The sequence below is a fragment of the Ruegeria sp. CDSA221 genome (assembly GCF_059611825.1).
This window is the reverse complement of sequence record NZ_JBXWPK010000001.1, coordinates 24,180-43,325: the sequence shown is the minus strand read 5'-3', so window position 1 is coordinate 43,325 and position 19,146 is coordinate 24,180. Positions and strand designations below refer to the sequence as shown.

The following is a 19,146-nucleotide window of genomic DNA, read 5'->3' as shown; positions in this document are numbered from 1 at the left end:
CCGAAGCTCTCCAAAACTCAACAACAACCAAAGATCCAAAACAGGGAGACTACGATGACCGAATTGAAAGTAAATCGGCGCAAGCTGCTGACAGCGGGCACGACTGCGGGACTGGCCGCCGCTTTCGGACTGCCCATGCTGTCCACGGAAGCCATGGCGCAAGCCGCTGGCAAGGAATACGTTTTTCTGTCCATCGTCACACAAGTGCCGTTCTGGGTGGATTATCGCAACGCGATGGAAGATCTTGAGGAGTTGATGGGCATCAAGGCCACGTTCACGGGCCCCCTAGATTTTGACACTGCAGCGCAAGCACGCCAACTGGACGAATTGATCGCCAGACGCCCCGCAGGTATCCTCATATTCCCCGGTGATCCGGCTACTTTGGCACCCGGCGTTGAACGCGCGGTCGAGGCCGGGATTCCAATCACGTGCTGTATAGGTGACATCCCCGACAGCCCCCGATCCACGTTCCTTGGCATCAACGGCGTTCAGGCAGGACGTGTCGGCGGCGAGATGCTGGCGCAAGCGATTGGCGGCCAGGGGAAGGTCATCCTCGGCACGTTTCCCGCTCCTTCCACGCTGGAGCGGGTCGAGGGTTACAAACAAATCTTCGCTGAGAAATACCCGGATATCGAAGTCGTCGATGTTGTGAACGACAAGGCCGACCCGTCCTATGCTCCGACAGCCTATCTTCAAGCCATTCAGGCAAACCCCGATATTGTTGGCATTGGCGGCACAGACGGCGACAGCGGCAAAGGCGCTGCGATTGCGGTCAACGAGGCGGGTCGCAAGGACATCAAGATCGTCGCGATGGATCGTAATGACGACATGCTGCCCTACATCGAAGACGGCACCATACACGGTGCTGTGGCTCAGAAGTCCTATTTGGAGATATTCCTCGCCTTCCACATGATGCATTGGCAAAATACCGATGCGTTGAAGGTCTTGCCGGATTGGAAGGCCGCCGGGATCAACCCGCTGCCTGAACGCGTCGAAACCGGGGTGATGCCGATCACGTCCGAGAATGTCGCACAGTTTAAGCACGTCTAAATTTTCATCCCGGCGCGGCCATGTCGCGCCGGAACACCGTCAGGGAGCAAACATGCCGGACAGATGGAGTGTTCTTCAGCTACAGCAGTGTGATCTGCGACTGACACTCCTGCCAGGCATCGGCGGCCGTCTGTGGGACGTGAGTTTTCAAGGGAGCTCACTCCTCTTTCAAAACCCAGATCTTGACGGAGTGGAGATCGACGACACCCGGCTCGCCGATTTGCCTACATGCTCTCCACAATTTGGCTTTCCACTTTGGGGAGGCGAGAAGACATGGATCGCCCCGGACTCGTCTTGGGAAAACGGCGCTCCGTTTCCCGTGCTGGACAGCGGCTCCTATCAGATCACTTCTAGAACCAGCACTCGCATCGACATGACCAGCGCCGTCTGTCCCATATCTCACTTATCTGTTTCGCGTCGCATCACACTGACTTCTGAGAAGAGCTGGGACATTGAACATATCGTTGCCAATCATGGAACTTCCTCGCGTTTGACTGGCATTTGGTCGGTCATGATGCTTAACACCCCAACCAAGATCGGCGCCGAAATGGATCATCCTGCGTTTTATCCTGTTTTCGGCTCTGCCGAACAGATGGTTGCAACGCACAGCAGAAGCACTGTCGTGGATTGTAGCAGACTGCAGGAATTCAAGATCGGACTTCCGAACCCCAACAGCCGGACGCTGATAAAGTGCGGAACGGATGGACCTTTGTTGATGTGCTCAGTACCGGAACCTCGGCAAGGTGACCGATTTGCGCATCACTATCCATTCGAGGTCTTCAATTCAGGCGATTACGCCTACTGTGAAGCAGCGTGGCACTCCCCCGTGCGCAACCTCGCCCCAAATGAAAGGCTGAGTTTTAGGCAGATGTTCCGCGTCTTGACGGACGAGGACCAGCCACAAATGCCAGCGGGTCTTACAAGCAACAAGGAATTCCTGTTATGCATGTCCTGATCACAGGCGCTGGTGGACATCTTGGGCGCAAACTGTTCGACACGCTCGAAAGTGATCCCGACTACACGGTTTCCGGCATCGACATCCGACCCGCCGATCATCCCAATATTCACACTGCGGATCTATCTGATGATAGCAGTTGGATCAGCTTGCTCGAGGACGTGGACGTAGTCGTGCATCTTGCCGGTGACAGAGAGCCGGCCGCCACTTGGCCCTCAGCGATCAAGCACAATATGGATGCAACCCTTACACTCTATCACCATGCGGTCGCCATGGGTGTCAGTCGCGTGGTTCTTGCCAGTTCCAATTGGATCCATGGCGACAAAAGATTCACGCATGTAGCGCTCAACAGTAAGACACCACCTGGCCCGGTGAACGCCTACGGAATGTCAAAACTGTTCTGTGAACAGACAGGAGCTTACTTCGCCGAGCATCACGGACTGTCTGTCATTTGCCTGCGTATTGGCTGGACGCAATGGACCCACAACAACCAACCCGGCACGCATATGGCGATGGGCCGATGGGGCCAGGAAATGTGGTTGAGCGATCGGGATTTCCTAAGCGGCATGCGCGCCGCAATTGATGCAAAAGACGTTTCCTTTGCAGCACTGAACTTGATGTCGAATAACCCGGGCATGCGTTGGGATATCACCGAAACGCAGAAAGTGATCGGCTATTCTCCGAAAGATGGGAGCCCGGCAAAAGTTACCACAGGCATTGCCTATAGGTCTGCGCTGAAGCGCCTGTTTGCAGTCCGTATCCCCGATTATTTCACCACACGTTTTCCGGATTGGTAAAGTACAAGGCCCAGACATTGTTGTTGCTTTGGGCATTCAGTTTCCGAAACCTAGCCTTGAGGTAAGCGTTAAGAAGGTCAACGTTGTTCGCATTGCGGTTGTCGACGCCCCACGTCAGGAACGGCAGATTTCGCAATCTTCGGCTGAATCGCTGCGCTGTAACAAACTGCGAACGTCCTGAACCGGTGTTATGTGAAGCGATCTCTGGTTGAGTAGTGGCGATTCAGTGGGACTAATGCCAGTGGCTCTCTAGCGGGACAAACACAGACACATGATCAGCGTCCGCTTTAAAGCTCATTTCGTTCGCCATCGAACAGTTATTACTGGCTGCATTCATTTTCTGTCTTTAATCTGTCTTGCATGGCAATCGAACCGAGACTGGATATAATCGGGGCCGCGCTCGCCGATCCCAGCCGATCCCGCATACTGTGCGAACTGATGGACGGGCGCGCATTCACCAACAAAGAGCTGGCTTGTGCGGCCAAGATAAGCCCGCAGACCGCGAGTGCCCATTTGAAGCAACTCGAAATTGCCGGTCTGACCGCTTCTTTGCGAAGCGGTCGGCATGTTTATCACTGGGTGGCAAGCGCTGACGTTGCCCAGGTGCTGGAAGGATTGGCTACCCTGTCACCGACCGACCACCTGTCTCGGCCCGGCCGGATCGCGACAGACACACAACGCGCACGCAGTTGCTACAATCATATCGCTGGTAAGCTCGGCGTCCTGATGACGAAGCGCCTTGTTGCCCTTAATGTGCTGAATCTCAAAGATGACGCTTTGACATCCGGACCTCGCTATCAGGATTTCCTCGATGATATCGGGATCGAGCCGCCACCTGTTTCATCGGGGAAACCTCCGGCAAAACTCTGCCTTGACTGGACAGAGCGTCGGCACCACATTTCCGGCCCGCTGGCCACAGCGATCATGCAGAAGTCACTGACAGCGAACTGGCTGGAGCGCAGGACCGGTAGTCGCGCTCTTACCATTTCCGACGACGGGTTCGATGCGCTCGAACGCTGGTTTGGCCTGAGCAGAAAGGCTCTGGACGGCTCGGACGACAATTGACAGTTCGGCCGATAACGAACCGTCCTTTTCCACAGCTTCGCCAATACGAGCTATTTCGGCAGAAGCTGCTGGAGATAAACGTGACATTGCCCAAACTCGAAAATGACAGGTTCGTTCCTGAAAACGGTCTGCGGATCGTCGTCCAGGTGCCAGATACACATGCGCAAAAGATCATTGACGCGGTGCTGGTCGATGACGTTCTGAAATATGGCGACTACGATTGCGTCACCTATCAGACCGCGCCGGGAATGCAAAAATTCAGATCCCTGGGGAGTGGGCGCAACATGGCAACCTCAAAGGTTGTCGAGGTACCCTGTGTGGAACTGTCATTCTTTCTGGACAGTAACGAAGCCAAAACCGTGCAGGTTCTAAGAAACATCTATTCATCACACCCCTACGAAGAGCCGGTGATCTTCGTAGAACCGTGCATGCGGACGCTTCATATCCGGGGAATGGACGAGGACAATCCTAACAGGTTCTGGAACAACGAGACCGAAGATTGGGTGCCAAAAGAGCACTGGTAAGTGAGGTTGAACTCAGCAATCTCCGAACCCCAACGAATAAGTAGGAAGGGCTCCTTTGGAACCTTCGCCGCACGCTGTACTAGGGTCCGGTTTTGATTTCCTGGAAACAAGGCAATAGCGGAAAGCTCCTGCACATCGCGGTTCGGGTGTTATATGCACCGGTCTCTCGTTGAATGCCCGATCTGCTGTCACATGCCTTCGATAATGGCAATTCTGGCCGTGGCATTTTCCCTAACGATGTACCGCAGCAAGTTATTACCCTCGGCCATGAGGTCGAGGCGATCTTCGTTCTTTTTCACCACGGCTGCCCACGCCATTTGATCGTGTATTAAATCGTCAAGGATCGCTATGCGTTGTCCACGGCCCATTTCCTTGGTTTTGCTTTTTAACACCAAAAGTCTATCAATATGCCCGATGAGGTCAGGTGCCAGGTCCTGATCTTTAATGAGCTCATGCAGGTTCATCGGCGGCGACATATCGGGTACCGTAGGTTTTTCGTATGCGTCTCAGGGGGCATTCTAGCAGACCTAGAAAACTGTTGGTTCGGCCCATAAGAGACATTCGGCACCCTGCTGGCATTCTGCGGTCGCAGCCCGAATTCCGGTCATTCGCTGCAAGTGCAAACTTTGGCGCTGCTCGAACTCACACATTGCGGGACTTTATTGTCATTATTTAGGACGACACAAATGACCGCTCGAAGGAAGCTGGCATCAAACCCAGACGCTGCTGAACTTATCATCGTAACAACTTTGTGATCGCAACGACCAAAGTATATCTTGTTCAAGATATCTACCAACTAGTAGGTTGGTATTTATTCCCAAGGAGAACAAAATGAAAATCTATGATACTGAGGGTTTCCCAAACCCCGCACGTGTGCGCATTGCGCTTGCTGAAAAAGGCGCAACAGACCAGGTCCAATTCGTTCCGGTTGACGTGATGGGTGGCGAACATCGCACCGAGGCCTTCAAAGCCAAGAACCCCGATGCCGTTGTGCCCTGCCTTGAGCTGGCGGACGGTACACATATTTCGCAGTGCAATGCGATTACAGAATATATCGACAATCATTTCGAAGGCCCGTCGCTGACCGGAGAGACACCAAAACAACGTGCGCAAATTTCGATGATGAACCTGCGTGCAGAAAATGGTCTGCTGAATGCTGTGGGAACCTACTTTCACCATGCCACACCAGGTCTTGGTCCAGACCTTGAGACCTATCAATGTGCTGAATGGGGTAACAAGCAAAAGCAAGTTGCTGGTCAGACAATGGCTTACTTGGATGAAGTTCTGGCTGACAATGAATATCTGGCAGGTTCTGAGTTTTCGGTTGCTGATATCACGGCGTTTGCCGGTCTTGCCTTTGCGGACTTTGCCAAGGTCGACATTCCAGAAACACTCTCCAATCTGGCGGCATGGCGGGCAAAGGTCTCGGCACGGCCCAGCATCGCAGGTTAAAGACGCGATACCACTCAAGCCGAAAGGAAAAACATGGAACTGAACGCAGACTTTAAAACACGCGTGGTTGTTCACTCTGAACAGCTTGAGTGGAACGCTTCGCCTATGCCCGGTGTGGATCGGCGTATGCTGGACCGCATCGGCGGCGAAGTTGCCCGTGCCACGACGATTGTGCGCTATGCGCCGGGCAGCAAGTTTTCGGAACACACCCATACAGGTGGCGAAGAATTCATCGTGCTTGATGGTGTATTTCAGGACGAACATGGCGACTTCCCCGAAGGGACATATGTGCGCAATCCTCCCACCACTGCACATAAGCCGGGGTCAGAGCCGGGCTGCACGATCTTTGTAAAGCTGTGGCAGTTCGACATGGCCGACCGCAATCAGTTTCGCAAAACCATGGCCGAAGAACTGACCGATCCTGTGGATGGTGTCGCAACGGCTGAACTACACCGTGATGCGCGTGAAACAGTGACCTACAGCCACCTTGATGCAGGCGCGACACTGGAAAATACCGATGTGGGTGGGATCGAAATGCTGGTGATTGCCGGTTCCGTCACCGAAGGCAGCGATACGCTTGAAAAAGGAGCATGGCTGCGACTGCCGGAAGGCGATCAACTGTCTGCAACGGCTGGCCCTGATGGGGCAAAGCTGTGGATCAAGACGGGTCATTTGCCCCACGCCAAACCGCCTGCCGTCTGATGAGTGTTGAAAAACCTTTGGTCCTTGTGGCCGGCGCGGGGGCTGGCCTTGGTCAGTCCCTGTTGTCCCGTTTCACAAAAGATGGCTTTGCTGCCGTTGGCTTGGGACGCACGCAACCTGAAACGGTGATTGGCCAGTTCTTTGAGATGGACCTGACGGACCAGAGTGCCGTTCCCAGCATCCTGGCACAGGTTATTGCAGAACATGGCCCGCCTAAGGTTGTGATCCACAACACGAGCGAACTGATCATCGCGCCTTTCGCAGAAACCCGGCTTGCTGATTATCAACGCACGTGGGGATCCATGGTGCAGTCTGCCATTTTGCTTGCCCAATCGACACTGCAACCGATGGTCCGCGCTGGCGGTGGTACGTTCATTGTATCTGGCGCCACAGCGTCCTTGCGGGGTGGTACAAGATTCTCGGCCTTTGCCAGCGCAAAATTCGCCTTGCGCGGCCTGACGCAATCGCTTGCACGGGAGTATCAACCAGCAGGTGTTCATGTCTGCCACGCGATTCTGGACGGTATCATTGATACAGCGCGATCTCGGGACCTGCACAACCTTGATCCGGGCAAGATGATGAAGCCCGAGGACATCGCAGAGGCCTACTGGGGCCTCGCCCACCAACCCAAATCCACATGGACGCACGAGCTTGATCTGCGTCCGGCATCCGAAGGGTTCTAGCGCATGCAAACGCTGATTGTCGGCGGCGGGTTGTCAGGGCTTGTCTTAGCCGAACGTCTTGAGGCGCAAGGGCGCGACTATATGCTGCTTGAGGCCCGCCCGCGGTTTGGCGGGCGAATCATGACGCAGCATCTCGAGGCAGGCTACTTTGACATGGGGCCTGCCTGGTTCTGGCCGGGCCAGCCACTTATTGCAGCTCTGATTGATCGGTTTGGTCTGACAAAGTTCGAACAATTCGCCGATGGCGCTCTGACCTTTGAGGATGAAAATGGCAACGTGCAACGCGGGCAGGGTTTTTCATCATTGGAAGGGTCATGGCGGCTAAAGGGAGGGTTGGCTGCTCTGACAGGCACACTGGCCAACCGCCTGCCGGATCATCGCAAACAGCTAAACGCGCCGGTTGTCAAACTGGATATGTCCGGCGATCAATGCATTGCAACAACGGCAAAGGGCGAACAGATCCATGCGGATCAAGCTGTCCTCGCTGTGCCCCCACGTGTTGCGGCGGAAATCGCATTTTCGCCCGCATTGTCTGCCGAAGCCACCCAAACCATGAAAGGCATCGCGACATGGATGGCAGGTCAGGCCAAGGCTGTTGCGGTGTACGACAAACCATTCTGGCGCAAACAAGGACTGTCCGGTGATGCAATGAGCCGGAAAGGACCGATGGTCGAAATCCATGATGCATCCCCCCCTAAGGGCGGACCATACGCGCTCTTTGGCTTCATCGGTGTACCGCCCCAAGGTCGCGCGGACGAACAACTGCTGCGTCAGCACCTGCACGCTCAATTAACACGGTTGTTCGGGCCTGAAGCCGCCGAGCCCCAAAAGCTCTACTTGAAAGACTGGGCCATTGATCCCTACACTGCAACTGAGGCGGATAAGGCACCGCTATATGCCCATCCGACATACGGTCTACCGAAGGCGATGAGCAATCTGAGGAACGGAAAGCTGCATTTCGCAGGAACAGAGGTCGCCCCGGTTTTCGGCGGCTATATCGAAGGTGCTTTGGAAGCGGCAGAGAATGTCCTACACAGCCTAAACGACCAAAATCTTGGATAACACATGGCGACCGACACCAAGACAACTCTGCTCAATTCGGCTGAACGGGCCGCGCGCAGGCGTGGCTTTGATGGGTTCAGCTATGCCGACCTGGCCGCCGACGTCGGAATCACAAAGGCCAGCATTCACCATCATTTCGCCAGCAAGGCAGCTTTGGCCGTCGCGCTGATGCAGCGGTATTATTCAGATTTGGAAACCGCCTGTGGCGAGATTGATCAAGACCATGCAACAGGGGCGACGCGCTTGGCCGCTTTGATCAAGCGGTATCGTGGCGCACTTGAAGGTGGTCAAAGCTTGTGCCTGTGCGTGTCTTTTTCGACCAGTACAGAAAATCTATCAGCAGACACGATTGCCGAGATGAACCGTTTTCGCACAATGATGACCGAATGGCTTGCGAGGGCATTTTCACTGGGTCAGGGCGATGGAACGATCCTACATGTTGCCGATCCGGCAACAGAAGCCGCCGCAACACTGCCTTTGCTCGAGGGCGCACAACTGGCAGCCCGAGTGGCACAGGACCCGCAAAGGTTTGAAGCGGCAGTCCAGATTATGTCCAAGCGATTGGTTCAATAAACCAATGCGCAACCCTTCGTCCTGACACTGGCTTTTGTCCGTTAGGACTTGAGCACGTTCAAAAACAGACATTGCTGCGCTCTGCAGCATTGGTCGTTTTGGGCTCTTTCAAGACCTTGGGTGCAGCGCAGCATTTCGGTTCAAGAACCACTAGCCATCGATTTGAACGGCCCATAGCCGACATCCATCAGCCCTTTGAAATATTGCGTTAGCAACCCGCATTTCAGACATTCGCTGCGATTGCGAAAGCTAGCCTAGGTGAATTCTCACTCCGCGGTCGAAAGTGGCATCGCTACCTCAGACTTGTCTCATTCATTGCTAACCTTTCTAAGGCTACAACAAACTCCATCCAGCTATCGATGCCGGAGGTCAAGATCTGGGGTCAGGCACGAAAACAAATCTGACGGCATATGCGAATTTGATTCTCTAAACCTTTTTTCAATTGAATCGCGCCAATCAAACGACGTTCGTAACATCACAACCTTGTCTCGGGTTCGCCAACAAAGAATTTTAGAACCGATAAGTCGCGCCTAGCACAGGCCCCGACTGATCAAATGTAAAATCGTTGCCGTCGATTTCATGATCGAATGAGATATAGCGATAGCCACCGCGGATCAGCCACCTGTCGTTGATTGCGTAATCTGCCGTCAGCAGAATCTGCCAGGTTTCACTGTCGCTGCGGAAGCCTCCGTAGTCGACAAAACCGGAGCCCGTCCACTTATCCGAGAACTGTACCCGTGCTCTGGCGCCGATGACAGGGTCGGTCCAGCTATCGTCTGCCGTTGTTGTGCGCCCCGGTGCCGCGCCGGGTAGAAGGGTAAATTCCGTTTCGGTGCTGAACCACCGGAAACCCCCGGCGACGTCAACGGTGATAGTTGGCGCTTCATACACTCTGTAGCCAACATAACCACTCAGGTATTGTGTGGTAAATGATGTCTCCAGACCCGAGCCGACAGGTCCAGGAGCGCTGTTGCTGAACGATAAGTCTGTGTAGTTGTAATCTGCAAGTATCAGCCAACGTCCGTTGGTGGCCGAGAACGCACTCATAAAGGCAAAATCGAGGTTTTCCAACGCATCCGAAAAGCTGAGCGTACCGTCCAGAGTGCCCAAAGGTGTGTCCAATGTAGTCTCTGTTTCCGGCATGAACAGGTAGATTGTGGCCTCATATGACCAATCGGATTGTTGAGCCGAAGCCACTGTGGCCACAGATGCAAAAAAAGCTACTCCGCAAGCGCAGCTTTTCACCCAAATTGACGAAATCATTCTGTCCCTCCCGTCAAACAATCAAGTTTGAATAAATGGTCTTTGGTTTGTGGTTGTTTGGCCATGGGCCTCATTCTACAGCTCCTTCGGTTGCCATCGAACCGCTGCCGACACGATTAATATCTGTGTTCGGGAAAAACTCGGACCAGACATGCCAGAATGCGCCTGCGCGCAGGGTTTCGACACGTTTTAGCTGACCCTGATCTGAATGGCCCCAAAAATCGCAATGGCTCACAGGTTGACCAAAGTCGTTGTACCAAACGCCTAGGCTTTCATACTTTGGATCCAAGCTGACCACGACATCTCGTCCGCCGACATTGGCATTCACGATCCACTCGTTCTCGACGATGAAATCATCAGTCCAGCAAACCGCATCCTTACCGATCGTAATTCCCCAAACGTAGGTTTTATTTGGTAACCGATCGTCTGAACGATCCATGTTGTCCATCACGGGCGCGTCTTCCTGATGCTGGCGTCCGATGCCCCAGCCAAACGTGATCTCGGTCATCATATCCAGCAGGCGCAAAAATGGGTTCGGGGATGGCTTGTTCAGAAATACCTCACCGTCAGGATAGGCCTTCTGAAACCCGCGGAACGTCATTCGAAAGGTTGGCCAGGGCTCCATTTGCGCTTCGGGTCGAAGGGGGCAGGCAGGACCGTCGGAGTTAGGGTCGCGGTCCGCCTCGCGGAAACCATAGATGTGCTGGATCGGCTCGCCCGTGTCGTTATCGCGCAGGATTAGGTTATTGCCATGCTGGGCCAAAACCTCGAGATTCAACCGTCGTCCTTCTATTCGCGGAATGTAACCCTGACCCAGATTGGCCATAGCGCAATAGGTCATGACCACGTCTTCGCCACCCAAGCCATCTACATTCCCGGCCAGATGAGGGCGCATAATCTGCGCATCCGGGTGCGCGCGGGCTTGGCCGTTGTTTTCGATGACAATGACGGGCGCAGTTGGTCCGACATATTTGCGGGCTTCTTTAATTGGAAAGTACTGTGCGTCATTGAGCTGGTTCCTTAGACCCAAATGCACCCAAACGTAGGGAAACCCATAAAGAAGAAGAGTAAGCACAGCCGCTATGAGCCAAAGCCAGAAAGGGCCACCGCCCAAAAGGAAATGCGCAAGTGTTGCCGCTGCGAACCCGCCAAGTCCGATACCGATCAGGCGATATTCATTGCGGATAAAGCGCACCATATTCTCGCGCTTTACTTTCAGCAGCATTTGAGAGACGTCGCCCAGATCGCGAAAATAGACAAACCCGATGCCGAGAGACACAATCAATCCCAGTGCGAATATTATGCTACCAAACATGCTGTGACCCTCGACCTTGATTAACACAGTCCTTCACAGGTTTATTGCGAAGGATTAGGCTTACTTCTGTGGTGACGCGCGCTTGATCATGAAAGCCTCAACTGCCTGTTGGGTTTCGGGGCGGATGTTCTCGATCCCTTCATAGGGCACGCCATAGGCGGGCGCGGTATCAGGGAATTTTTCTTTGCGGGCCATGTGGCGGCCCAAAATCCGTGCGAATTCCTGCCCTCCCCAGGCGCCAACCTCGGTCGAGACCGAGTATTCTTCGCGCGTGTCCCGATAGAGATCAAAGAACTTTGCAAGAATGGCGCTTTCGCCTGGTCCCGGCAGTTTCAGCTTTAGCTGGTCTTTCACGACCGCCTCGGGCTTGTTCACCGAATAGACGATGACGTGATCGCGGCGAGATTTGGATTCATCGGTGAACAACAAGGCGGCCGACTGGTCCACCCCATCCACAAGGCGATCCCGCGGAATATACTGATCTGCTCCGGCAAAGCGCGACAAAGTGGTATAGAGGTCCGAGACATGGATGATGCTGTTAAGCAACCCGTCAGCCTCGATCATACCGGGCCAGCGGATGAAGGCGTCAACTCGGATACCGCCTTCGGTCGTGTCACCTTTGCCGCCAGCATAGATCAGCGGGGTGAACCCGGATTGCGGCGCGTATTTGGTGAAATGGCCATTGTCACCCATGACCACAACCACAGTGTTTTCCGTCAAGCCCAACTCTTCCAGCCGCGCGAACAAGTCGCCCAACCACTGATCGAGCAACTGCATTTTGTCCACATACAGGCCACCATTAACGCTCTCTGGCCCCGACCGCCCGGCACGGGTGTTGTCCAGCGGGATCATCGGCCAGTATTGTAAGAAAAACGGGTCTTCACCACTTGCTAGGCGATCCAATTCTTCCATCGTCTTGTCCTGAAACCCCTGGTTCATCTCATCGTACTTCGCAGCGTTCCAGCGTTCGCCGGTTTCCATGCGAATTTCGCGGATGGGCCCGCCGGTTTCCCCTTCGATGACTGTCATCATCGCGGCAGAGTCCGGCCGGAACCAGCCGTCCAGCGTATATTTGTCGTCATAGTCACGGATCGCGACCGAGACCTGTTCTTTGATCGCATCATCATTGAAGATCGTCAGCTGGCCCTGTTGGTGGATGGCGTGCTGGGCATAGTCAAAACCCTGATTCATCGCCCAGCTTTCGGCGATATCGCCCATGTGCCATTTGCCGACATGGCTGGTCGCATAACCCGCCTGTTTCAGAATTTCGGCCAAGGTGACCTCGTTTTCCGGTAAGCCAAACCCGGCAATGTCCACCGTTGTGTCGCCCATACCCATGCGTACGGGCAACCGCCCGGTCATTTGTGCCACGCGGGTCGGCGTGCACGAAGGTTCAGTATACATGCGCACCATTCGCATCGCCTGATCGGAAAAGTCGTTGATATTCGGCGTTTCATAACCTCGCACAGCGTTTAGCTCGGGGATGCCCATGTCGCCGAAGCCCATATCGTCGATCAGAACGCTGACTATGTTTGGGGGCTGCCCATTGTTACCGTCACGAAAAGCGGCCAGAGCATCATCAACAGCGGTATCATCCTGTGCCCATTGTTCTGCATGTTGTGCCTGCAGAATATAGAATTCGGCATCGTGTTGAATTGGGTCTTCCTGCGCCTGCAAAGGTGGTGCCGTAACGCCTGCACAAAAAACCAGAAGCCATTGTAGTTTCATTCCGTCTCCCCCAGGTTTGAAGCCGAGCTTCGGTGTTTGATCTTAGATGCGTTAACCACTTTTAACATCGTTATATTCAAATATTTACTTAAATTTGCGACGTCACTGCCAGCTCATGAATACATCACGGGTCAGTTCAGTTTCCGGACGCAGGTTTTCGATGCCCTCATAGGGGGTACCTTTGCCGATCTCTGAATGTGGATATTTGGCGATCATCTTCTGGTGGCGCTTTATCATATCCTGAAAAGATGCACCGGCCCAAAGCGAGTAGCCAACCAACGGGTGTTCCTCACGAGGGTCCCGATAGATGTTATAGGTTGGAGCAGCCGCGCCGGGTTGACCAGGGGCAGGAAGGTGCATCTTGAATTCTTGTTTAACGACCGAGCGCAAGACAGGACCTTCGTAGACATAGACATAGTCGCGCCGACCGTTCCCCTCGCCGTTCAACAGTAACGCCGTCTGGTCAATGCCGTCTATCACACGGTCCCTTGGGATAAAGGCGGTGGCTCCGGCAATTCGCGCCATTGTGGTGAAGATATCTGAAACATGAACGATGTCGCCAGCTGCAGTGTTGGGTTCGATCACACCGGGCCAGCGAATGAACGCATCGGTTCTTACTCCGCCTTCAAGATGCTGAGTTTTGCCTCCGCGATAGATTAGTTGGTTCAGGCCGGATGAGCCTTCATAGTGATACATCAGACCATTATCTGCCATCAGAACAACAATTGTGTTGTCTGCCGTGCCGGTTTCTTCAAGCTTGGCCAAGAGATCTCCAATCCATCCATCAAGCAGTTGCAGCTTGTCGGCATGAAACCCGCCATTTCGTGAAATTGCCTGATCCGGGTAGACGAAGTTCAACGGGTACAGCGGCCAGTATTGCAAGAAGAACGGCGCATCCTCGGAGGCTACACGTTCGAGTTGCTCCAACGCCTGCCGTTGATATCGTTCGTTCATCTCTTCATATTTGGCCTGCGTCCAAACCTCACCGGCTGACATGTCTACTTCCAGGGCGGGCCCACCGGCTTCGGCCTCGACACCGGTGACAAGACCATATGGCTTGAAGCGCTCATCCAGCAGGAACTGATTGTTCTGCCCCTCGGGCACGTAGCCGAGCATGGCGTTGGACCTCATTGCCTCGGGGATCATGAGGCTCAGCTGCACTTGCTGGTGTAGTGGAAATGCGGCCCAGTCGAATCCCTGATTGTGTGGGTACGATTGCTCAATGTCACCTTGGTGCCATTTGCCGATATGCGCCGTATTGTAGCCAACTTGTTTCAGTATCTCCGGCAGTGTCACTTCGCTGGTCGGAAGACCTTCTCCAACCAAAGCCACTTTGACCTCTTCGACACCGGCGCGTATTGGGTGGCGCCCCGTCAGCATGGCGGTACGTGTGGGAGTACAAGAGGGTTCGGTATACATGCGCATCAGCGACATGCCTTCGGTAGCCAACTGATTGATGCTGGGTGTCTCGATCCCCATGACGTAATTCATCTTGCGGTCACCCATCTGACCAAAGCTTACATCATCGATCAAGATGTAGAGGAAATTAGGAGGCTTGCCGCCATTGGCCGCACGAATTTCGGTCAGCTTGGCGTCGACTTCAACGTCTTGCGCATCCCATGCCTCACCAAACTGCGCGCGAAGGAATTCGAACTCGCCATCATGAACAATCGGGGTTTCCTGAGCAAGCGCGGAGCCGGCACCAATCAACAACGCAGGCAAAATGTATCTAAGTCTCATGTCAAACCTCCAAATCTTTGTTCCGTACCGATTCCGAATCAAGGCCATGCGCCTGCAACCGTCCGTCAATACTGCTGCGCAGGTCCGAAAGGCTTTCTGCCAGATCGGCGAGATAGCGCATCTGAAGAACAGACTGCGACCTTGGCGGCACCGCCAGTTCGGCGAAGACCTCTTTGTAGTCGCGGCAAATTCGATCAAACTCTTGGTCTTTTGCCCGCAGGTCCTGCAGCAGGCGACCCGCTTCGGGAAATTGGGATTCAAAGAACTCATCATCCGTCATTGGCAGCACCCTTCAGGCATTCGTTTGCCAAGCATGCATCCAACAGAATATGTATTGAACGTATAAAGCCGCATGCTACCGTAGCACCATGGCGACAAACCCTTATTGCGAAAGGATAGTTCTTTGACCGTCAGCATGGACGATCAGGAACAGAATGACACTCAACAGTTCTCGGCCGAGCAGGTGCGCGATGCGTTGGATAGGGTTCAGAAGTCAGATGAATTCAAAGGGTCCGCCCGCATGCGGTCTTTTCTGTCTTATGTTGTGATGGAATCGCTCGAGGGTCGTTCCAACGAGATACGCGCCAAAACCATTGCGATGGATGTTTATGGATACGACGCGGATGAGCTATTGAAACGCGAAGGCGTCGTACGCGTGGATGCGGGACGTGTTCGGCGAAAACTCCAAGCTTATTATGAAAGTAACGGGATTGCTGACGAATTGGTAATCTCATTGCCTGTCGGAAGTTACGCACCCGAGTTTTTGCCGGGCTCCAATCGAAGCAGACAACCATTACGCGGAAGGCAACAGGCTTACGCAGTCGTTATTTCGCTTTCACTTCTAGTAGCCGGTATTCTAGTCGGTGTTCTGATCGGCCGCGGTTCGCAATCTGTTGCTCCAATAACTGGCAAAGCTGCGATCTACGACGTGTCGCCAGCCCGCGTCGAAGCAATGAACCTAAGCAATGCTGGCCGGGATCTGATTTTTCCGGTTACAGATTTGGCACGCCTTCAACCAGCGTTGTTGATATTCCAAACAGCAATTGAACGAGATCCGTTTTATTACGGGGGGTATGCTGGCGCTGCTCAGGTCGAAACCATGTTCGCCATCATGAAATCTGGCGATCCCGGTTCTGATGAGTTTTTGCACGCGGCCGACAAGAATAGTGCTTATGCTTTGGAATTGGCTCCGGATGCAGCATGGCCGCTTTCAGCGCGAGCCTGGTTTGAATTTGGGGTGGGCAATTACGATAGCGCAGTTCGATTATCCCAACGGGCCGTAGGTTTGGCACCCGATGATTCACATGCTGCTGAATTCGATGCCTTGATTTCCCTTTATACATCTGATTTTGAACGAGTTTTGTCTCAATCAGCGCGATATAGAGCCCTGGCCCCACAAGGAGGGGGACTTGTATTTGACAATGCATTGGGTGCGGCTCAGTTCCATACGGGAGACTATGCTGCCGCAATCAGGACGTTTGATGAAACAATATCGCGTGGTGGGCCGTTCGGACCAATTTCCGCAGCTTACCTTATGGCAGCCCACTGGAGGAACGGAGAACAAGCAGAGGCTCAGCGGCTTGCAAAAGTATTTTCGGACACTTGGCCAAGCTTCCCTCTCGAAGCACTGAAGGCTCGAGTGTTTGTAGACCCACAGCCAGTTCAAGAGCTGATCGGTGCAATGAAGGCTGCGGGTTGGTCAGGAACCGTCAGGCCCTGATTCTACGCAGTAGGATGTGTCACAATCAATTTGCTCAGATTGGAATGACATAAAGACCAGCGTAAAAATGCCAGCGCCATGCCGCGAAGTAGAGTTTGTTTGCGCCGCCCCCGGACTGCGCAGGTGTATCGGTAATAGTCATTTAGCGGCCTCCAAGCACAATCGCGCCGCATCCAGCGGGATACGGGCATCTTTGATTTCAATAAAAGGTAATGAAATCAGGCGTGAGGCAGGGCGCGGGTCAAACGCGCGGGATCGAGATCATTGCGCTCGGCAACGCGTTTGGCGATAAATTCGAAAGTTCGCGTTGCTGTGGTCTGTACGAAGCGTGGACAACTGTCTTGAAGCAGAACGGACGTGTTGCTGATGCGGCAAGCTTCGCAATCAACGGTCACTGGTGCGCTGTCGCCATCTATATTTCTGCAGATGCCGCTCAACTGCCCGCCTGCTGCGATATAGGCGGTGAGTTCCGGGGGCGTAGACGTGGGAGCTGTCCGATGCGCAAAGCCCTCAGCTATGAGTGCGACTGTCAAAGCAGTCACAATACACCTCAGAGAGTTTGGAAGAGAATCCTCACATAACCGTCCCGTAGCCGATCCAACATCGCGATGCAAGTTGGAAGATTTGTATTTCTGTAGTTCTGCTTCTTGGACAACCGGTGAAAAGCGGACGCTCGCGCAAAGCGCAGCATTCGTGACGTTGGGCTCAGAGCGGCCGTCACAGCCGGTGCAGCATTATCCCCTGCCCCACCTCAAACAGAATTCCCGGACGGGCACATACCTGGCGTTCGTGAGCTTGGTTAGCGCCGCAGTGCAGCTTCCCCAAAGCGGTCGTTGACGACCGATCGCAGCATTCGCAAGGTTTGCGTTTCTCGAGCGGTTCCCGGTCGTGGTGGCGTGCTATTGTAAGAGATTGTTGATAGATTCGCCCGCAATGGCCGTCGACGACACGCATATGCTCGTCGAAATGCCACAAACGTACAGCGTTTCACCAGGAGTCAGGTGACTCGGAGGTGCCGACTGAAAAGCCGACAGACGATTGCGACGAAGCAGAATGTCGTCTCGCAGTCGAGCGACCTCTGAAGCAAGCTCAACACCCGGCCATCCAAACTGGCAGGTCGTTGCTCAGTTGAACTCACATAGCGTAGACGAAAGCAGCGCGGCAACTTGTTGAGAATATTCAATCTGCTGTTTCTCAGGTTAAGCCGCACGGGGCTGACTTGGATCTGTTGAGATTGCACAGCCACCCACAATGGGGCACGGTGTTGTTCAACCTGGAAGAAAATTCATGACTTCGGCAAAAACTACTAACCCTTGGCTCATATTGCTGGGCCTTGCGCTTGGCGTCAGCATATCCAACGCCTTTGGCCGCTTTGCATACGGCCTAATTCTACCATCAATGAAAAGTAGCCTCGGCTGGAACCTCACTCAATCTGGTTGGCTAAACACCGCCAATTCGATTGGCTACATAATGGGTGCAATCCTAACACTTTTCCTGATCCGCCATATTTCGCCGTCACGGCTGTTTGCTGGCGGCACTGTGGCGACCGCACTGTGTCTGTTAATAACCGGGTTAAATGAGGACCTCGTATTTCAAACCGCTTGTCGTACATTGGTCGGGTTGTTCGGCGCTCTTTCCTTTGTATCAGGCGGCGTTCTGGCGGCATCTCTGTTCCAGAACTGCGCACGAAGGAATGCACTGGCTATCGCCTTGTACTTTGGCGGCGGCGGTGGGTTTGGTATCGCCTTATGTGGTGCAACCCTTCCGGCTATGCTGGACGTTTTCGGGCCGCAATACTGGGACTGGGCGTGGATCGGAGTTGGGATTGCAGCTCTGATCATTTGTCCATTTTCCGTTTGGGCGTCCACAAAGCTAAACAAAGCCGAGCACGACGCAGCGCTTCCTTCCATTCCTCCGGTGCGCAGGATGTTAGGCGAACTCAGCGGATACGCGCTGTTTGGGTTGGGTTACATAGTCTACGTAACTTTCATCGCTGTCTGGATGAAGGAGCAGCATTCCAGTGTCCTGTTGACCACGGCAACGTGGATGATCCTTGGATTCAGCATTATGGCGTCGCCATTTGTTTGGCGTGGGATATTAGCCCGCTTCGCTTCTGGGACGCCATTGGCGTTGATCTTAGCCGGCGTCGCTTGTGGTTCAGCCCTGCCGATCCTTGTTCCAAACGGATATGGATTGATCATGTCGGCGCTCGTGTTTGGGCTGTCGGTCTTTATGCCGCCCACTGCTGTCACCAGCTTTGTCCGCCAGAATCTGGATCAGCAGGATTGGGGTGCAACCGTAAGCTTTTTTACAGTTGTTTTCGCTATCTCACAGACACTCGGACCGATCGGAGCCGGCGTCATCGGAGACATAACCGGAGAAATTGGAGATAGCCTTGTAGTGGCCTCTGCTGTCCTGCTGGTGGGTGCCCTTTGTGCTGCGATTCAAAAACCACTCGGGCGTGCGGTGGCGTAACCGTCCTGTTCCGAACTGCGCTCATTCACTACAACAGACTAG

At 54.0% G+C, this 19,146-nt stretch carries 19 protein-coding genes and 1 pseudogene; 12 read left to right on the top strand and 8 right to left on the bottom strand.

What is annotated here, in order from left to right; genetic code table 11:
- The first annotated feature begins 54 nt into the window (after positions 1–54).
- The 5 genes from AC2FJ5_RS00200 to AC2FJ5_RS00180 all read left to right on the top strand — a co-directional run bounded on the left by AC2FJ5_RS00200 (position 55) and on the right by AC2FJ5_RS00180 (position 4,391).
- Positions 55–1,050 (top strand): substrate-binding domain-containing protein, encoded by a 996-nt coding sequence (locus AC2FJ5_RS00200; protein WP_496691436.1) that lies wholly within the window; start codon positions 55–57, stop codon positions 1,048–1,050.
- Positions 1,051–1,102: 52 nt separating this feature from the next.
- A complete protein-coding gene (locus AC2FJ5_RS00195; RefSeq protein ID WP_496791963.1) occupies positions 1,103–2,005 on the top strand; it encodes a hypothetical protein in 903 nt (300 codons plus the stop codon).
- On the top strand, positions 1,993–2,802 hold the full coding sequence (locus AC2FJ5_RS00190; protein WP_496791962.1) for an NAD-dependent epimerase/dehydratase family protein: 810 nt from the start codon (positions 1,993–1,995) through the stop codon (positions 2,800–2,802). The genes AC2FJ5_RS00195 and AC2FJ5_RS00190 overlap by 13 nt, the downstream gene beginning before the upstream one ends.
- Before the next feature lie 360 nt (positions 2,803–3,162).
- A complete protein-coding gene (locus tag AC2FJ5_RS00185) occupies positions 3,163–3,867 on the top strand; it encodes an ArsR/SmtB family transcription factor (protein ID WP_496791961.1) in 705 nt (234 codons plus the stop codon).
- A gap of 80 nt (positions 3,868–3,947) precedes the next feature.
- On the top strand, positions 3,948–4,391 hold the full coding sequence (locus tag AC2FJ5_RS00180; RefSeq protein WP_496702351.1) for a YqfO family protein: 444 nt from the start codon (positions 3,948–3,950) through the stop codon (positions 4,389–4,391).
- A gap of 188 nt (positions 4,392–4,579) precedes the next feature.
- Here the strand turns inward: AC2FJ5_RS00180 and AC2FJ5_RS00175 are convergent, their stop codons facing one another.
- Positions 4,580–4,867 carry a DNA polymerase beta superfamily protein gene (locus AC2FJ5_RS00175; protein ID WP_496691431.1) on the bottom strand — a complete coding sequence of 96 codons (288 nt, stop codon included), beginning with the start codon at positions 4,865–4,867 and terminating at the stop codon, positions 4,580–4,582.
- A 355-nt stretch (positions 4,868–5,222) separates the two neighbouring features.
- On the opposite strand from AC2FJ5_RS00175, the gene AC2FJ5_RS00170 reads away from it, so the two are divergent.
- Genes AC2FJ5_RS00170 through AC2FJ5_RS00150 form a run of 5 tightly spaced genes read left to right on the top strand, consistent with a single transcriptional unit; the run spans position 5,223 to position 8,863 of the window.
- Positions 5,223–5,843 carry a glutathione S-transferase family protein gene (locus AC2FJ5_RS00170; protein ID WP_496702516.1) on the top strand — a complete coding sequence of 207 codons (621 nt, stop codon included), beginning with the start codon at positions 5,223–5,225 and terminating at the stop codon, positions 5,841–5,843.
- A 33-nt stretch (positions 5,844–5,876) separates the two neighbouring features.
- Positions 5,877–6,545 carry a cupin domain-containing protein gene (locus AC2FJ5_RS00165; RefSeq protein ID WP_496791959.1) on the top strand — a complete coding sequence of 223 codons (669 nt, stop codon included), beginning with the start codon at positions 5,877–5,879 and terminating at the stop codon, positions 6,543–6,545.
- On the top strand, positions 6,545–7,228 hold the full coding sequence (locus AC2FJ5_RS00160) for an SDR family NAD(P)-dependent oxidoreductase (protein ID WP_496791958.1): 684 nt from the start codon (positions 6,545–6,547) through the stop codon (positions 7,226–7,228). Before AC2FJ5_RS00165 ends, AC2FJ5_RS00160 begins: the two co-directional genes overlap by 1 nt.
- Positions 7,229–7,231: 3 nt before the next feature.
- On the top strand, positions 7,232–8,290 hold the full coding sequence (locus AC2FJ5_RS00155) for a flavin monoamine oxidase family protein (protein ID WP_496791957.1): 1,059 nt from the start codon (positions 7,232–7,234) through the stop codon (positions 8,288–8,290).
- A 3-nt stretch (positions 8,291–8,293) separates the two neighbouring features.
- Positions 8,294–8,863, top strand: a complete 570-nt coding sequence (locus AC2FJ5_RS00150; protein WP_496791956.1) for a TetR/AcrR family transcriptional regulator — start codon at positions 8,294–8,296, stop codon at positions 8,861–8,863.
- Positions 8,864–9,373: 510 nt separating this feature from the next.
- On the opposite strand, the gene AC2FJ5_RS00145 is transcribed toward AC2FJ5_RS00150, so the two are convergent.
- The 5 genes from AC2FJ5_RS00145 to AC2FJ5_RS00125 all read right to left on the bottom strand — a co-directional run bounded on the left by AC2FJ5_RS00145 (position 9,374) and on the right by AC2FJ5_RS00125 (position 15,189).
- Positions 9,374–10,126 carry an outer membrane protein gene (locus AC2FJ5_RS00145; protein WP_496705346.1) on the bottom strand — a complete coding sequence of 251 codons (753 nt, stop codon included), beginning with the start codon at positions 10,124–10,126 and terminating at the stop codon, positions 9,374–9,376.
- 70 nt (positions 10,127–10,196) lie between these two features.
- The gene (locus tag AC2FJ5_RS00140; RefSeq protein WP_496788971.1) at positions 10,197–11,441 is read right to left on the bottom strand and encodes a DUF3179 domain-containing (seleno)protein; all 1,245 of its coding nucleotides are present in this window, start codon (positions 11,439–11,441) and stop codon (positions 10,197–10,199) included.
- Positions 11,442–11,501: 60 nt separating this feature from the next.
- Positions 11,502–13,169 carry a sulfatase-like hydrolase/transferase gene (locus tag AC2FJ5_RS00135; RefSeq protein ID WP_142639690.1) on the bottom strand — a complete coding sequence of 556 codons (1,668 nt, stop codon included), beginning with the start codon at positions 13,167–13,169 and terminating at the stop codon, positions 11,502–11,504.
- Positions 13,170–13,271: 102 nt separating this feature from the next.
- Positions 13,272–14,909 (bottom strand): sulfatase-like hydrolase/transferase, encoded by a 1,638-nt coding sequence (locus AC2FJ5_RS00130; protein ID WP_142639693.1) that lies wholly within the window; start codon positions 14,907–14,909, stop codon positions 13,272–13,274.
- A 1-nt stretch (position 14,910) separates the two neighbouring features.
- Positions 14,911–15,189: a hypothetical protein gene (locus AC2FJ5_RS00125; protein ID WP_142639695.1), complete on the bottom strand. Its 279-nt coding sequence runs from the start codon at positions 15,187–15,189 to the stop codon at positions 14,911–14,913.
- A 135-nt stretch (positions 15,190–15,324) separates the two neighbouring features.
- Here AC2FJ5_RS00125 and AC2FJ5_RS00120 point away from each other — a divergent pair, with 135 nt between their 5' ends.
- Positions 15,325–16,629 carry a tetratricopeptide repeat protein gene (locus tag AC2FJ5_RS00120; RefSeq protein WP_496791955.1) on the top strand — a complete coding sequence of 435 codons (1,305 nt, stop codon included), beginning with the start codon at positions 15,325–15,327 and terminating at the stop codon, positions 16,627–16,629.
- A gap of 218 nt (positions 16,630–16,847) precedes the next feature.
- On the opposite strand, the gene AC2FJ5_RS00115 is transcribed toward AC2FJ5_RS00120, so the two are convergent.
- Together AC2FJ5_RS00115 and AC2FJ5_RS00110 are read right to left on the bottom strand one after the other, a co-directional pair.
- Positions 16,848–17,171: a hypothetical protein gene (locus AC2FJ5_RS00115; RefSeq protein ID WP_496791954.1), complete on the bottom strand. Its 324-nt coding sequence runs from the start codon at positions 17,169–17,171 to the stop codon at positions 16,848–16,850.
- A gap of 357 nt (positions 17,172–17,528) precedes the next feature.
- Positions 17,529–17,735: pseudogene (locus AC2FJ5_RS00110) on the bottom strand (isochorismatase family protein); the annotation flags it as partial.
- A 145-nt stretch (positions 17,736–17,880) separates the two neighbouring features.
- Between AC2FJ5_RS00110 and AC2FJ5_RS00105 the strand changes: the two are divergent.
- Positions 17,881–19,104 carry a YbfB/YjiJ family MFS transporter gene (locus tag AC2FJ5_RS00105; protein ID WP_496791953.1) on the top strand — a complete coding sequence of 408 codons (1,224 nt, stop codon included), beginning with the start codon at positions 17,881–17,883 and terminating at the stop codon, positions 19,102–19,104.
- Positions 19,105–19,146 lie beyond the last annotated feature (42 nt).

Bases quoted from the DNA above. Each gene is read 5' to 3' on its own strand.
- AC2FJ5_RS00200 (WP_496691436.1), top strand. From the start codon at position 55: ATGACCGAATTGAAAGTAAATCGGCGCAAGCTGCTGACAGCGGGCACG.
- AC2FJ5_RS00195 (WP_496791963.1), top strand. From the start codon at position 1,103: ATGCCGGACAGATGGAGTGTTCTTCAGCTACAGCAGTGTGATCTGCGA.
- AC2FJ5_RS00190 (WP_496791962.1), top strand. From the start codon at position 1,993: ATGCATGTCCTGATCACAGGCGCTGGTGGACATCTTGGGCGCAAACTG.
- AC2FJ5_RS00185 (WP_496791961.1), top strand. From the start codon at position 3,163: ATGGCAATCGAACCGAGACTGGATATAATCGGGGCCGCGCTCGCCGAT.
- AC2FJ5_RS00175 (WP_496691431.1), bottom strand. From the start codon at position 4,867: ATGTCGCCGCCGATGAACCTGCATGAGCTCATTAAAGATCAGGACCTG.
- AC2FJ5_RS00170 (WP_496702516.1), top strand. From the start codon at position 5,223: ATGAAAATCTATGATACTGAGGGTTTCCCAAACCCCGCACGTGTGCGC.
- AC2FJ5_RS00165 (WP_496791959.1), top strand. From the start codon at position 5,877: ATGGAACTGAACGCAGACTTTAAAACACGCGTGGTTGTTCACTCTGAA.
- AC2FJ5_RS00160 (WP_496791958.1), top strand. From the start codon at position 6,545: ATGAGTGTTGAAAAACCTTTGGTCCTTGTGGCCGGCGCGGGGGCTGGC.
- AC2FJ5_RS00155 (WP_496791957.1), top strand. From the start codon at position 7,232: ATGCAAACGCTGATTGTCGGCGGCGGGTTGTCAGGGCTTGTCTTAGCC.
- AC2FJ5_RS00150 (WP_496791956.1), top strand. From the start codon at position 8,294: ATGGCGACCGACACCAAGACAACTCTGCTCAATTCGGCTGAACGGGCC.
- AC2FJ5_RS00145 (WP_496705346.1), bottom strand. From the start codon at position 10,126: ATGATTTCGTCAATTTGGGTGAAAAGCTGCGCTTGCGGAGTAGCTTTT.
- AC2FJ5_RS00140 (WP_496788971.1), bottom strand. From the start codon at position 11,441: ATGTTTGGTAGCATAATATTCGCACTGGGATTGATTGTGTCTCTCGGC.
- AC2FJ5_RS00135 (WP_142639690.1), bottom strand. From the start codon at position 13,169: ATGAAACTACAATGGCTTCTGGTTTTTTGTGCAGGCGTTACGGCACCA.
- AC2FJ5_RS00130 (WP_142639693.1), bottom strand. From the start codon at position 14,909: ATGAGACTTAGATACATTTTGCCTGCGTTGTTGATTGGTGCCGGCTCC.
- AC2FJ5_RS00125 (WP_142639695.1), bottom strand. From the start codon at position 15,189: ATGACGGATGATGAGTTCTTTGAATCCCAATTTCCCGAAGCGGGTCGC.
- AC2FJ5_RS00120 (WP_496791955.1), top strand. From the start codon at position 15,325: ATGGACGATCAGGAACAGAATGACACTCAACAGTTCTCGGCCGAGCAG.
- AC2FJ5_RS00105 (WP_496791953.1), top strand. From the start codon at position 17,881: ATGGGGCACGGTGTTGTTCAACCTGGAAGAAAATTCATGACTTCGGCA.